Raw genomic sequence first — 12,840 nt, forward strand, 5'->3', positions numbered from 1 at the left:
GTCGTACAAAAGGGAGAGTGGGTCGGGTGGACGTCCAGGGCACGGTGGCGGCGGGCTGGGAGCCGGTCAGGGACGCGTTCCTGCGCAACTTCGAGCAGCGCGGCGAGCGCGGGGCCGCGGTCGCCGTCCACCACGACGGGGTGCGGGTCGTGGACCTGTGGGCGGGCACCCGCGACGTCGGCCCCGGTGCCGACGCGGCCCCCTGGACCGCCGACACCGCCCAGGTCGTCCGCTCGGCCACCAAGGGCGTCGCCGCCGCCGTACCCCTGCTGCTGCACCAGCGCGGCCTGCTCGACCTGGACGCCCCCGTCGCCGCGTACTGGCCCGAGTTCAAGGCGGCCGGCAAGGACCGCGTGACCGTACGACAGCTGCTCGCGCACCGGGCCGGGGTCCCCGTCCTGGACCGGCCGCTCACCCTCGCCGAGGCCGTCGACCTGCCGACCGCGACCGGCGCGATAGCCGCCCAGGCCCCCGTCTGGGAGCCCGGCACCGCCCACGGCTACCACGCCCACACCTTCAGCTGGCTGCTCTCCGGCCTCGTCCACCGGGTCACCGGCCGCACCATCGGCCACTGGGTCGCCGAGGAGATCACCGGCCCCCTCGGCCTCGACCTGTGGATCGGGCTCCCGGCCGCCGAGACCCACCGGGTCGGCAGGATCGGCCCCGTCGAGGAGATCGAACCGGCGGGCGGCGGCGCCCTCAGGCTCCGCCCCAAGCGCTCCGTCTCCGAGGCGTACAAGGACCCGGCCTCCCTCACCCGCCGCGCCTTCGGGGTCATCGACCCCAAGCCCGACGAGAACGACCCGGTCTACCGCGCCGCCGAGCTGCCCGGCTCGGCCGGGGTGGCGACCGCCCGCGCCCTCGCCGGCTTCTACGCGGCCACCCTCGGCCCCGTGGACGGCGCCGCGCGCCTCTTCACCCCGGACACCCTCGCGCTCGCACGGACCGAGGAGTCCGCGGGCCCGGACAGGGTGCTGCTGGTCGGCACCCGCTTCGGCCTCGGCCACATGCTGCACGGCCCGGCCTCCCCGCTGCTCGGACCGTCGTCTTTCGGCCACCCCGGACGCGGCGGCTCGCTGGGCTTCGCCGACCCCGACGCGGGCGTCGCCCTGGGGTACGTGACGAACGGCATGCGGAGGACGGTGACGGCCGACCCGAGGGCTCAGTCGCTGGTGAGAGCGGTCAAGTCGGTGACGGACGGCCGCCCTTGAAGGCCTGCGCCCTCCCGGACCTGACATAGGGCCGACCCGACCTGACATTCTGAGCGTAAGTCGCGCGGAGAGGCGATCGAGCCGCCGGTACCGTGTGCCCGCTCCACCGTCCGGTGGACCAGGCGCACGGGGGCGCATGTGATCGAGATTCCGTTGACGACTTCCGAACGCGGGACGATTCGGATCGCCGAAAGCCGGCTCTGGGAGACCTTCGGCAGCATCGGGCTGCTGTCCGCACACCGGGGGCTCGCCCCCTGGCCGTACACCAACTGGGGCAGGGCGAGCCGCCGTTCGCTGATGCGCGCCGACGTGACCATCCCGGGGTGGCTCGTCCACCTCTACCGGGTCAGCGGCGGAACCCTGCCCTCCTTCCTCCTGCCCGTCCCGTCCTCCGCCCCGCAGGCCGGCCTGGCGGAGGAGATCGCGACCCTCCGTTCCGTGTCCCCGGCCCGGGTGCGCGAGGAGCTGGAGCGGTGGTTCCCACAGGGCGTCCCCGTCGAGGTGCGCCCGCTGCACGCGGACCCGGAGGCGCGGATCGCCGAGCTGTGCGCCTTCCTCCCGCGCTACTGGCGGGCCGCCCTTGCCCCGTTCGGGGGACCCCTGCGGGCCGTCACGGAGGACGACATCCTGCTCCGCGCCCGCGTCCTCGCCACCGAGGGCCCGGAGAAACTCCTCGGCGGCCTGCGCGGGCGGCTCTCGCGGCACGGCGAGGTCCTGAGGCTGAACGTCAGGACGCCGGGCGGGTACGGGCCGGGCGGGACCGTGCCCGGCGGCGGTGGCCCCGGCGGTGGTACCGGCGTTGGCGCGGGGTCGCCGCACGGCTCCCGTGTCGTCCTCGTCCCCCTGGTGTTCGGCCGGGGGGCGTCCCTCGTCGGCTCCGCCCCGAACGGTGTGACGGCCGTGTCGTACCAGGCCGAGGGGGCCGCCGTACTCGCCGGTGAGATACAGCCGGGCCGGCGGGCCGACGAACCCGCGCGCGGCGACCGCCTGGAGATCCTGCTCGGCCGCAGCCGGGCCGCCGTCGTCCGCGCGCTCGTCGCGCCGACCACCACCTCGGACCTGGCGACGGCGCTCGGACTCGCCCCCAGCACCGTCTCCGAACATCTCACCTCGCTGGTGGCCGCGGGAGTCGTGCGGCGTCGCCGGGCGGGCGTGCGGGTGCTGTACGAGCTGGACGGCTCGGGTGTCGTGCTGCTCAGGCACCTCGACAACTGGCGTAGGGTCAACGCGCCGTCGTGCGAAACCAGTTGATACACGCAGTAACGAGGAGGAACCACATGACCGACGAGAACGCCGCGGACGCGACGAGTGCCACGGACGGGACGAACGCCACGTACGAGAAGCTGATCGCCCTGCTCGACGAGCGCGGGGCGGCGTACCGGCTGATCGAGCACGCCCCCGAGGGCGGCACCGAGGCGGTCAGCGCGCTGCGGGGTCACACGCTCGCCGAGGCGGCCAAGTGCATCATCGCGATGGTGAAGATCGGCAAGAAGGAGAAGCGCTTCGCGCTGGTCGTCGTCCCCGGCGACCGCCGGATCGACCTGGGCGCCGTGAAGGCGCTGTACGGCGGCACCTACGTCTCCTTCGCCTCCCCGGAGATCGCCGAGGACCTGGCAGGATCGCCGAGCGGCACGATCCTGCCGTTCTCCTTCGACGAGCGCCTCGAACTCCTCGTCGACCCGGACCTGCTGGTCCACCCGGAGTTCTACTTCAACGCGGCGCGGCTCGACCGTTCGATCGCCCTGTCGGTGGAGGACTACCGGTCGATCGCCGAGCCGCGCGTGGAGCGGGTCTCGACCGACTGACCCTCCCGGGTCCCGGGATCACGCCCCGGGACCTGACATCACGCCATGGCGGGCGTCAGCGCCAGCACCATCCCCAGACCGACGAGCACGGTGCCGATGATCTTGTTGAGCACCGTCTGCCGCTTCAACAGCCGGGAGCGCAGGCTCTGCTGGGAGAAGAGGAGCGCGGCCAGCGCGAACCACACCAGGTGGGCGAACGACATGAACAGGCCGTAGCCGACCTGCTGGAAGACGGGGGTGTCGGCGCTGACGACCTGGGTGTACGTGCTCAGCACGAACAGCATCGTCTTCGGGTTGAGCGCGTTCGTCAGGAAACCGGTGCGCAGCGCGCCCGCCTTCGACAGACCGCCGTCGCTCGACAGGTCGATGTCCACCTCGGTCTTGGTGACGAACGTCCTGTACCCGATGTAGATGAGATATGCGGCGCCGATCAGTTTCATCGCCATGAAAAGCATCGGACTCCTGGAAACCAGAAGACCCACGCCCAGCATCGTGTAGGTGACGTGGACGAGAACGCCCAGCGCAATTCCGACGGCGGCGAGAACGCCCGCGGTCCGTCCGTACAGATAACTGTTGCGGACGGTCATCGCGAAATCCGCGCCGGGGCTGATGACAGCCAGAATGGTGATGACCGCCACGGCGATGAGCTGACCCATGTACCCGTCTTCCCGTCTTCTCACTCAAGGGGTACGCGGGCGGGGGGCGGCGCCTTCGCGGACGCCGGCCCCCGCACCCGCGCCTGACATCAGGGCTTGTGACGGTAGGTGATGACCAGCACGTCGCGCGAGGCCGGGGCGCCGGAGTCGATCTGCTCGATGGGCGTGACGCCGTGGTAGACCCGCTCGTCGTTGACGAGGGCCACGTCGAGCGGGTCCGTCAGCTCGAACTTCTCGACCGGCTGCTTGTCCAGGTTGAACACGGTGCTCTCGCCGCCGGTGGCGTTCGAACGGCCGATCATCGCCATCAGGACGAAGGTGACACCGTCGCGGTGGACACCCTCCGGCGTCGGCAGGCCGACCTCCTCGCCGTCGACCTCGATGCGGAACTGGTGCGCCTCGATGTGCCAGCCCGAGTACGGGGCGAGCCGGCCGAAGACGTCGAGGCCGAGCGTGAGCAGGCCGTCCATCGTGCGGCCGCGCAGGCTCTGCTCCTCGAACGGCTCGTAGTGACGGGCCACGCCACCGTTGAGGGTGTTGTAGTCGAGCCCCTGGTAGTGCGGCTGGTGCTCCTCCACGCGGTAGTCGACGCTCGACCGGGGCGCGCTCAGCGTGGCGTGCCGACGACGGCGGTAACGGCCGCCGTCCGCCATGTAGCTGTCGAGCGGCATCCGGGCCCAGCTCTCGCGGAAGGACTCCAGGTCGTCCAGCGCGGACTCGGACCGGTGGAGGAGGAGCTGCTTCACCTTCTCGCCGGAGATCAGGTCGTAGCTCCGGGAGGAAAGGGACTCGGCAATTTCCTCGACACCGGCCTGGTACGCCGGATTCGACAAGGTCAGCGAAGACGACGAAGACATGATTTCCCCCTGTGGTCCAAGTGTTCGACGGCGCAGTAATCGTGGTATTAGCGCCAGGGGTGTGTCAAAGCCTTTCGGCCCTGGCCGAATCGCCGTGTGCAGGCTTTCTCTTCGCCTTTCTCCCGGGAAATTCGTGAACGGAGTGTTGCGGGCGGCTGGCGCGGGAGCGGAGCCGGATGCTGAGATCGACCCATGAACCCCATGGACCTCAGGGAACGCTTCGGCGGGTACGCGGTACTGATCACGGGCGCGGCACGCGGGATCGGCGCGGCCACCGCGCGACGGCTCGCGGCGGAGGGAGCGAGGGTCCTCGTCACGGACATCGACGAGGACGAGGCGCGGAGGACGGCGGCGGACATCCCCGGGGCGGAGGCCCACCCCTGCGACGTGGCCTCCCAGCCCTCGGTGGACGCGGCGGTCGCCCACGCCGTACGGACCTTCGGCGGCCTGGACGTCCTCGTCAACAACGCCTACGGCCCCGTCGTCCCCGACCGGGACCGCTTCGAGGACGAGCCGGACGGGATCTGGACCACCCAGCACGACATCACGTTCATGGGGGCCGTCCGCTGCTCCCGCGCGGCCCTGCCGCACCTGGCGGCGGCCGGCGGACGCGGGGCGATCGTCACCATCGGATCGGTCAACGCGGAGGCGGACTTCGGCGGCCACGCCTACAGCGCGGCGAAGGCGGGCCTCGCGTCCCTCACCCGCACACTGGCGGGCGACGCGGCGCCGCGCGGGGTCCGCGTGAACCAGATCAACCCGGGCACGATCGCGACGACGTCCTGGCAGGACCGCCGCCCCCAACTGACCGCCCTGGCGGACCGCGTCTACCCCCTGGCCCGCGTGGGCACCCCGGAGGACGTGGCGGCGGCGGTCGCCTTCCTGGCCTCACCGGACGCCTCCTGGATCACCGGCACGGTCCTCCGCGTGGACGGAGGCCTGCTGGCGGTGAACACCCACTTCGGGGAGGTGCTGGGGGAGGCGGAGTGAGCGGCCGCCGTCGGCCCAGGGTCCGACGGCCCTGCTGGTGAACCCCCGTGTCGCCGTCACAGTCGGCCGACGGCCACCCCCATGGTGTCGCCGGCGCCGACGGTGATGGGGGTTACCGCGTCGGTCGCGGTGTTGATCGCGAACACCGTGCCCTGGGGTGTGGCGTGACCGTAGGAGCCGACCACATAGGCGCTCTCTCCGTTGGGGGTGAGGGCCACCTCAGAGGGGAGGAAGTACCTGCCTGACCCGGTGTCCGGCGGAGTGTCGCCGATGGGGATGGTCTTGGTGACCGTGTCCGTCTTCAGGTTCACCACGGACACCTTCCCCTGCCTCTTCTTGTTGTCGACTCCGACCACGTAGGCCCGGTTGCCGTTGGGGCTGATCGTCAGCCCGCCCGTGCCGACGCCGGGGATGGTGCGGACGATTTTCCGCTTCGCGAGATTGACGACCGAGACCGTGCCGCTGTTCCCGGTGATGTAGAGGCGCTTGCCGTTGGGGGTGACCGCCATGCCGTTGGCCGGTTCGTTGAGACGGATGGTGGTGATGACCTGGTTGTCGGTGGTATTGATCACGGACAGGCTGCCTTTGCTGTCGGACACGTAGAGGCGCTTGCCGCCGGGATTGATCACCACCTCGTCGGGCCTGTCGACATCGATGCTGGCGGAGACCTGGTTGGTCGCGGTGTCGATCACCGACACCTTGTCCCCGTGGAAGGGGTTCTGGACGGCCACGTAAGCGTGCTTGCCGTCGGGGGCGATCGCTTCCCCGTAGAGGAGGTCGGGAGAGAGTTCGCTCTTGTCGTAGGGGATGTTCGTGACGCTCTTCTTGGCGATGTTGACCGCCGACACGTACTTGAAGGCGTTGGTCACATAGAGCCTGGCGCCGTCAGGGGTGACCGCCACCCGCTCGGGACCACCGCCGACCGCGGTGGTCCCGAGCGCCAGGACCTTGTTGGTCCTCGTGTCGATCACGTACACGTGGCCGTCCAGGCTGGTGACGTAGGCGTAGACCTGCGGCTGCGGCTGCGGCTTCGGCGGAGGCGGGGCGGCCGTGACAGGCGCGGGTGCCAGGAGCGCCAGCCCCGACGCGATGACCGCGGCGATGGTTCGCCGTACAGCGAATCGCTGAAAGTGCACGTGGACCTCCGGATCGACGTGATGGTCTCTCGTGCCACCTGGTGTACCGCCGCGACTGACCAGCCCTCAGCGGATCTGTACGTCCGTCACCCGGAAGAGTGCCGGCCTGAGCAGCACGCGACGGGGGACGGCACTGGGCCTTCGACCGTCCACAGTCCTCCCGCGCCGCACGAGGCGCCGCGGCACGTGCTCTCGTCGCGGCCGCGCCGGCGTCGCTGGACTGAGCCGCGGGCCCGGCGGCCACGCACCGCCGGGCTGGCCTGCCCCGCTCACCCCGCGTGCAGCATCAGGCCGATGCCCGCCGCCATCAGGCCCGCCGCCGCGATTCTCGGGGTGCCGAAGCGTTCCTTGAAGAAGAGGGCTCCTATGGCCGCGCCCACGATGATCGAGGACTCGCGGAGGGCCGCGATCGGGGCCAGTGGCGCCTTCGTCTGGGCCCAGAGGACCAGGGCGTACGCGCTGACCGAGAGGGCCGCGCCCAGGAGGCCCCGGGCCGCGTACGGGCGGAGCTGGGGGAGGAGGGCCGCGCGGCGGGTCCAGAGGGCGTACGCCGGGATCGCCAGGCCCTCCAGGACCATCAGCCACGCGACGTAGCCGAGCGCGGTGCCCGAGGCGCGGACGCCCACGCCGTCCACCACCGTGTACAGCGCGATCGACAGGCCCGTCGCGCCCGCCGCGAGCAGCGCCGGCCAGTGCGGTCGCGCGCCCTTGCCCCGGATGCCCCAGATCGCCAGGCCCGTCAGGCCCGCGCACGCCACCGCGACCCCCAGCAACTGCCACCCGTCCGGCACCTCGTCGACGAGGACGGCCGCGAGGGCGGTCACGATCAGCGGGGCCGTACCGCGTGCGATCGGGTACATCTGGCCGAAGTCGCCGAGCGTGAACGAGCGCATGAGCAGCGCCATGTAGCCCACGTGCAGCAGCGCCGACACCACCAGGTACGGCCAGGCCCCCGCTGCCGGAAGCGGCACGAACACCGCCGTCACCAGGCCGATCAGAGCCCCGCCGCCCGAGATCAGGGTGAACGAGAGCAGCTGGTCCTTGATGGCGTGCGCGATCGCGTTCCAGCTCGCGTGCGTGACGGCGGCGATCAGGACGGCGACGGTGACCAGCGGGGTCACGCCGAGGGCTCGCGGACGTCCGCCAGGGTCGCGCCCGCGTGTGCCACCAGTGACGTCGGGTCGAGGGCGAAGACCGTGTGCGGGGTGCCCGCCGCCGCCCACACCAGCGCGTGGTCGAGCAGCCCCCGGTCGGCGAGGACGCGGGTCCGGGTGCGGTGGCCGAACGGCGGGACGCCCCCGATCGCGTACCCCGTCGTCTCCCGGACCACCTTCGCGTCCGCCCGGGTCACCTTCGCCGCGCCCAGCTCCTCCCGCACCCGCTCGACGTCCACCCGCGACGCCCCGTCCATCAGGACGAGCACCGGCACCCCGTCGGCCGCGAAGATCAGCGACTTCACGATCTCCGAGACCTCGCAGCCGATCGCCTCGGCGGCCTGTTGCGCGGTCCGCGTCTCGTCCGGAAAGCGGCGGACCTCGACGTCGAGACCCAACTCGGCGAGAGCCGCGGCGAACTGGGGGTGGGCGGGGGAGGGGGCGGCCTGGCCGGTGTTCTCGGGGGTCTCCGTGTGCTCAGTCGTCATGGGGCGCACGCTAACGGTCCGTGTACGGCGCACGCGACCCGCTTCCGCCCCTTGGGCGGCCGTCCCCCGAAGCCTCAGCCGGCCTTGAGGACCTGCGCCACCACCGGGCCCGCCGCGTCGCCGCCGTGGCCGCCCGACTGCACGACGGACGCCGCCGCGAGGTTGCCCGAGTAGCCGGTGAACCAGCTGTTGGAGGTGGCCTGGTCGCCGACCTCGGCCGAGCCGGTCTTCGCGCCCTTGGGGGAGGGGACCCCGGCCATGGCCTTCGCCGCGGTGCCGTTCGGACGCGTCGCCGCGTTCATCATGCGGAGCAGCCCCGAGGCGACCTCGGGGGAGAGCGGTTCGGCCTTGGCGAACTCCCGGTCGTCGAGCTCCCGCGCCACCAGGTACGGCTGGAGGAAACCGCCGTTCTTCACGGTCGCGGAGAGCGAGGCGACGTTCAGGGCGCTCATCGTGATCTTGCCCTGGCCGATGTAGGAGGCGGCCGTCTCCACCGACTCCGACGCGGGGACGCTGCCGTCCGCCGCCGGGACGCCGACCTGCCAGTTGAGGCCGATGCCGAAGGAGCGGCGAGCGGTGTCACCGAGGGCGGTGTTGTGGATGCCCTTCGCCTTGAGCGGAGTGATCGCCTTGATGAAGGCGGTGTTGCACGAGCGGCGGAAGGAATCGGTGAGGGTGCCGTTGTCGATCTTGAAGTCGTCCAGGTTGTGGAAGGTGTAGCCGTCCCACTGCACGGTGGGCGGACACTCGACGCGGCCGCCGGGCGTGGCCACGCCCTGCTGCATCATCATCGCCGCCGTGACGATCTTCATCGTCGAGCCGGGGGCCTGCTTCCCGTTGAACGCCGTGTTGAAGCCGTCGGCCGGGCTGTTGGCGACCGCCCGTATCGCGCCCGTGGACGGTTCTATCGCGGCCACCGCGGCCTTCTCGTACCCCTTGACCGCCTTCTCCGCCGCCGCCTGGACGTCCGCGTCGATGGTGGTCCTCAGGACGGCCTCCTTGCCCTTGGACAGGACCAGGAGCGGGGTGTCGGGGGCGGTCTCGCTGCCCGAGTCGATCCAGGTCTCGACGCCGGCCGAGCCGCCCACCTTCGCTCCGTACCGCGTGCGCAGTTCGGCGATGACCGGACCGAGCGAGGGGTACTTCTCCGCCGACAGCTCGTCGCCGTCGCGGTCGACCGCCTTCACGGACGCGGACGTCGCCTCGCCCGTGCGCAGCGTGCCGTCCGCCGTGAGCTTGGGGTGGAGCACGGTCGGCTTCCACTGCACGAGCGCGCGGCCGGTGGTCAGGCCGCGCACCACGGTCAGTTCGGAGGCGTACGAGAGATCCTTGCTCACGCCCTCGTACGAGATCGTCGCCCGGACGGTGAACGGCACCTTCGGTCCGACCGCCGCCCCCGGCGTGATGACCGCCCTGGTGACCTTCGCGCCCTCCTTGAACGAGAGGACGGCGGGCCCCGCCGTGACCGGGTCGTTCGTCAGCTGCGCCGCGCGGTCCGACTCCCCGGCCGCCCAGGCCGCCAGGAAGTCGCGTGAGGTGGCGGTGATCTCCTCGGCCGTGACGGGGCCCGACCGGGGCGCGTCCTCGGACCGGGAGTTCACGGTCTTCTCGCCGCCGGTGACGCCGTTCCAGAGGTTGTAGCCCCCGTATCCGACGCCTCCCGCCACTACGGCGAACACGCCCCCGACGATCGCGACCTTGGCTCCACTGCGCATGACTGCGGTTCCCCTCCCCAGGTGGACCCACGAGTGAAGCAGCCACGGAGTAGGTGTGTCGAGCAACTTCCGTCACATACGTCAGACCTTCACCACGGGAGGGCGCGGCCGTCGCCGGCCGCGCCCTCCCGTTCGGAACTCCCCCGCTACACCCAGGTGTCGAGCCACATCCGGTTCCGCCATTGGTCGAGCGGAATGGGGGTCCCGGTGTAGATGGGCCAGAAATAGATGAAATTCCAGACGATGAGCAGGACGACACAGCCCGCCGCCACCGCGCCGAAGGTGCGGCGTCTTTCCGACGAACCCGCGGGGCCGACGATCGCCCCCAGCATCATCGCCACCGCCAGGCACAGGAACGGAACGAAGACGACCGCGTAGAAAAGGAAGATGGTGCGTTCCTGGTAGAGGAACCAGGGGACCCAGCCGGCCGCGATGCCGCAGGCGATCGCGCCCGCGCGCCAGTCGCGGCGGAAGGCCCAGCGCCACAGCACGTACAGGATCGCGAAGCAGGCGGCCCACCACAGGAGCGGGGTGCCGAGGGCCAGGACCTCCTGGGCGCACTTCTCCTTCGCGGTCGCCGGGCAGCCGGCGGTGCCGGGGGCGGGGGACTCGTAGAAGTAGGAGACCGGGCGGCCGAGGACGATCCAGGACCAGGGGTTCGACTCGTACGTGTGCGGTGAGGTCAGGCCCACGTGGAAGGAGTAGACCTCGGACTCGTAGTGCCAGAGGCTGCGCAGCCACTCCGGCAGCCAGCTCCAGGTGCCCTCGCCGTACGTCTTGTCCTGCTTGGCGGCCCAGTCGCGGAAGTAGCCCTTGTCGCTGACGATCCAGCCGGTCCAGGTCACCAGGTACGTGCCGACGGCCACCGGCACCACCGACACGAACGCCGGCACCAGGTCCTTCCTGATCACCGCGAGGTGCGGGCGGACCGCGCCGGCCGTGCGGCGGCCGGCCACGTCCCACAGGACCGTCATCAGGCCGAAGCCCACCATCACGTACAGGCCGTTCCACTTGGTCGCCGCCGCCAGGCCCAGCGCCACGCCGGCCGCGATCCGCCACGGCCGCCACCCCAGGCGTACGGTCTCCGCGATCTCCGCGTCGGGCCGCAGCACCCCTTCCTCGTCCTCGGGCAGCGCGTCCGCGAGCCGCTTCCTGGTCCGGTCGCGGTCGAGGACGAGGCAGCCGAAGGAGGCCAGGACGAAGAACATCAGCACCTGGTCGAGGAGCGCGGTACGGCTCATCACGAAATGCAGTCCGTCGACGGCGAGCAGCAGACCCGCCAGACAGCCCAGGAACGTCGACCGGAAGAGGCGCCGGCCGATCCGGCACAGCATCAGGACCGACAGCGTGCCGAGCAGCGCCACCATGAAGCGCCAGCCGAACGGCTCGAAGCCGAACAGCTTCTCGCCGACGCCGATCATCCACTTGCCCATCGGCGGGTGGACGACATAGCCGGGGTCGGTGGGGATCAGCACCGAGCCCGGGTCGCTCAGGATCGTCTTGTCGATGTCCTTCGGCCACGCCCCCTCGTACCCCTGGTTGATCAGGGCCCAGGAGTCCTTGGCGTAGTACGTCTCGTCGAATATCACCGCGCGCGGCTTGCCCAGGTTCCAGAACCTGAGCAGCCCCGCGACCGCCGTGACCAGGAGCGGACCGCCCCAGGCCATCAGCCGCCACAGCCGTTCGGCCCGGTCGGGGCCGAGGCCGAGGAGCGACATGACGCGCTCGGAGGGCCGGGTGTACGGGGGGACGAGCCGCTCCCGCAGCCCGATGGGTGCGGCGCTTCCGGCGGGCGGCGCGTAGCCGAACCGTCGGAGCCGCTGCTGCCACGAAGAGGGCTCTGCCACGGCGTGCCGGCCCTCCAGGGTCTCGGGTGCGGTACTGGTCACCGCGCCATCGTAGGGAACGCGCCTGTGCGCGTCGTCCGTCCGGGCTGGGAGGATGGTCCGTGTGACAGGAACGCTGGTACTCGCAGGGACCCCCATCGGTGACATCGCGGACGCTCCGCCCCGGCTCGCCACCGAGCTGCAGAACGCGGACATCGTGGCCGCCGAGGACACCCGGAGGCTGCGGGGACTCACCCGTGCGCTCGGAATCCACACCTCGGGCCGGGTCGTCTCGTACTTCGAGGGCAACGAGTCCGCCCGTACGCCGGAGCTGGTGGAGGCCCTGGTCGGCGGCGCCCGGGTGCTGCTGGTGACCGACGCGGGCATGCCGTCCGTCTCGGACCCCGGCTACCGGCTCGTCGCCGCCGCCGTCGAGCAGGACATCAAGGTGACGGCCGTGCCCGGCCCGTCCGCCGTGCTCACCGCGCTCGCCCTCTCCGGGCTGCCCGTGGACCGCTTCTGCTTCGAGGGTTTCCTGCCGAGGAAGGCCGGTGAGCGGCTCGGCCGGCTGCGCGAGGTCGCCGGCGAGCGGCGCACCCTCGTCTACTTCGAGGCCCCGCACCGGCTCGACGACACGCTCGCGGCGATGGCCGAGGTCTTCGGCGCCGACCGCCGGGCCGCCGTCTGCCGCGAGCTGACCAAGACGTACGAGGAGGTCAAGCGCGGCCCGCTGGCCGAGCTCGCCACCTGGGCGGCCGAGGGCGTACGCGGCGAGATCACCGTCGTCGTCGAGGGCGCCCCGGAGACCGGGCCGGCCGAACTCGACGCCGAGGAGCTGGTCCGCAGGGTGCGGGTGCGCGAGGAGGCGGGGGAGCGGCGCAAGGAGGCGATCGCCGCCGTCGCGGCCGACGCGGGACTTCCCAAGCGAGAGGTGTTCGACGCGGTCGTGGCGGCGAAGAACGCGGCCGGACCGGACGTACGGTGACGAACCGAACCCCGTCG

General features: G+C 71.5%; 12 protein-coding genes. 5 read left to right on the forward strand and 7 right to left on the reverse strand.

Translation table 11 applies throughout. The annotated features are described in order from the left end of the window. Positions 1-26: 26 nt before the first annotated feature. The 3 genes from ACRRSS_RS02855 (at position 27) to ACRRSS_RS02865 (ending at position 3,016) form a co-directional block, all read left to right on the forward strand. Positions 27-1,211: a serine hydrolase domain-containing protein gene (locus ACRRSS_RS02855; protein ID WP_435975233.1), complete on the forward strand. Its 1,185-nt coding sequence runs from the start codon at positions 27-29 to the stop codon at positions 1,209-1,211. A 153-nt stretch (positions 1,212-1,364) separates the two neighbouring features. Then, positions 1,365-2,462, forward strand: a complete 1,098-nt coding sequence (locus ACRRSS_RS02860) for a helix-turn-helix domain-containing protein (protein WP_435969638.1) — start codon at positions 1,365-1,367, stop codon at positions 2,460-2,462. Between the two features lie 26 nt (positions 2,463-2,488). Further along, positions 2,489-3,016 (forward strand): YbaK/EbsC family protein, encoded by a 528-nt coding sequence (locus ACRRSS_RS02865; protein WP_435969639.1) that lies wholly within the window; start codon positions 2,489-2,491, stop codon positions 3,014-3,016. Between the two features lie 38 nt (positions 3,017-3,054). Here the strand turns inward: ACRRSS_RS02865 and ACRRSS_RS02870 are convergent, their stop codons facing one another. After that, a complete protein-coding gene (locus ACRRSS_RS02870) occupies positions 3,055-3,672 on the reverse strand; it encodes a LysE family translocator (protein WP_435969640.1) in 618 nt (205 codons plus the stop codon). 89 nt (positions 3,673-3,761) lie between these two features. Next, positions 3,762-4,529 carry a 2OG-Fe dioxygenase family protein gene (locus tag ACRRSS_RS02875; protein ID WP_435969641.1) on the reverse strand — a complete coding sequence of 256 codons (768 nt, stop codon included), beginning with the start codon at positions 4,527-4,529 and terminating at the stop codon, positions 3,762-3,764. 201 nt (positions 4,530-4,730) lie between these two features. On the opposite strand from ACRRSS_RS02875, the gene ACRRSS_RS02880 reads away from it, so the two are divergent. Beyond that, the gene (locus ACRRSS_RS02880; protein WP_435975234.1) at positions 4,731-5,519 is read left to right on the forward strand and encodes an SDR family NAD(P)-dependent oxidoreductase; all 789 of its coding nucleotides are present in this window, start codon (positions 4,731-4,733) and stop codon (positions 5,517-5,519) included. A gap of 56 nt (positions 5,520-5,575) precedes the next feature. Here the strand turns inward: ACRRSS_RS02880 and ACRRSS_RS02885 are convergent, their stop codons facing one another. The 5 genes from ACRRSS_RS02885 to ACRRSS_RS02905 all read right to left on the reverse strand — a co-directional run bounded on the left by ACRRSS_RS02885 (position 5,576) and on the right by ACRRSS_RS02905 (position 11,901). Next, positions 5,576-6,655 (reverse strand): YncE family protein, encoded by a 1,080-nt coding sequence (locus tag ACRRSS_RS02885; protein WP_435969642.1) that lies wholly within the window; start codon positions 6,653-6,655, stop codon positions 5,576-5,578. A gap of 269 nt (positions 6,656-6,924) precedes the next feature. Then, positions 6,925-7,776, reverse strand: coding sequence for an EamA family transporter (locus tag ACRRSS_RS02890; protein WP_435969643.1), 852 nt, complete (start codon positions 7,774-7,776; stop codon positions 6,925-6,927). Beyond that, the gene (locus tag ACRRSS_RS02895; protein ID WP_435969644.1) at positions 7,773-8,297 is read right to left on the reverse strand and encodes a YbaK/EbsC family protein; all 525 of its coding nucleotides are present in this window, start codon (positions 8,295-8,297) and stop codon (positions 7,773-7,775) included. The genes ACRRSS_RS02890 and ACRRSS_RS02895 overlap by 4 nt, the downstream gene beginning before the upstream one ends. Before the next feature lie 74 nt (positions 8,298-8,371). Then, complete coding sequence (locus tag ACRRSS_RS02900) at positions 8,372-10,012, reverse strand: penicillin-binding transpeptidase domain-containing protein (protein ID WP_435969645.1); 1,641 nt, start codon at positions 10,010-10,012, stop codon at positions 8,372-8,374. Positions 10,013-10,158: 146 nt separating this feature from the next. Then, positions 10,159-11,901, reverse strand: coding sequence for a dolichyl-phosphate-mannose--protein mannosyltransferase (locus ACRRSS_RS02905; protein WP_435969646.1), 1,743 nt, complete (start codon positions 11,899-11,901; stop codon positions 10,159-10,161). Between the two features lie 61 nt (positions 11,902-11,962). On the opposite strand from ACRRSS_RS02905, the gene rsmI reads away from it, so the two are divergent. Beyond that, positions 11,963-12,823, forward strand: coding sequence for a 16S rRNA (cytidine(1402)-2'-O)-methyltransferase (rsmI, locus tag ACRRSS_RS02910; protein ID WP_435969647.1), 861 nt, complete (start codon positions 11,963-11,965; stop codon positions 12,821-12,823). Positions 12,824-12,840 lie beyond the last annotated feature (17 nt).

This window comes from Streptomyces sp. Qhu_M48, from assembly GCF_051305195.1.
Lineage (GTDB): Bacteria > Actinomycetota > Actinomycetes > Streptomycetales > Streptomycetaceae > Streptomyces.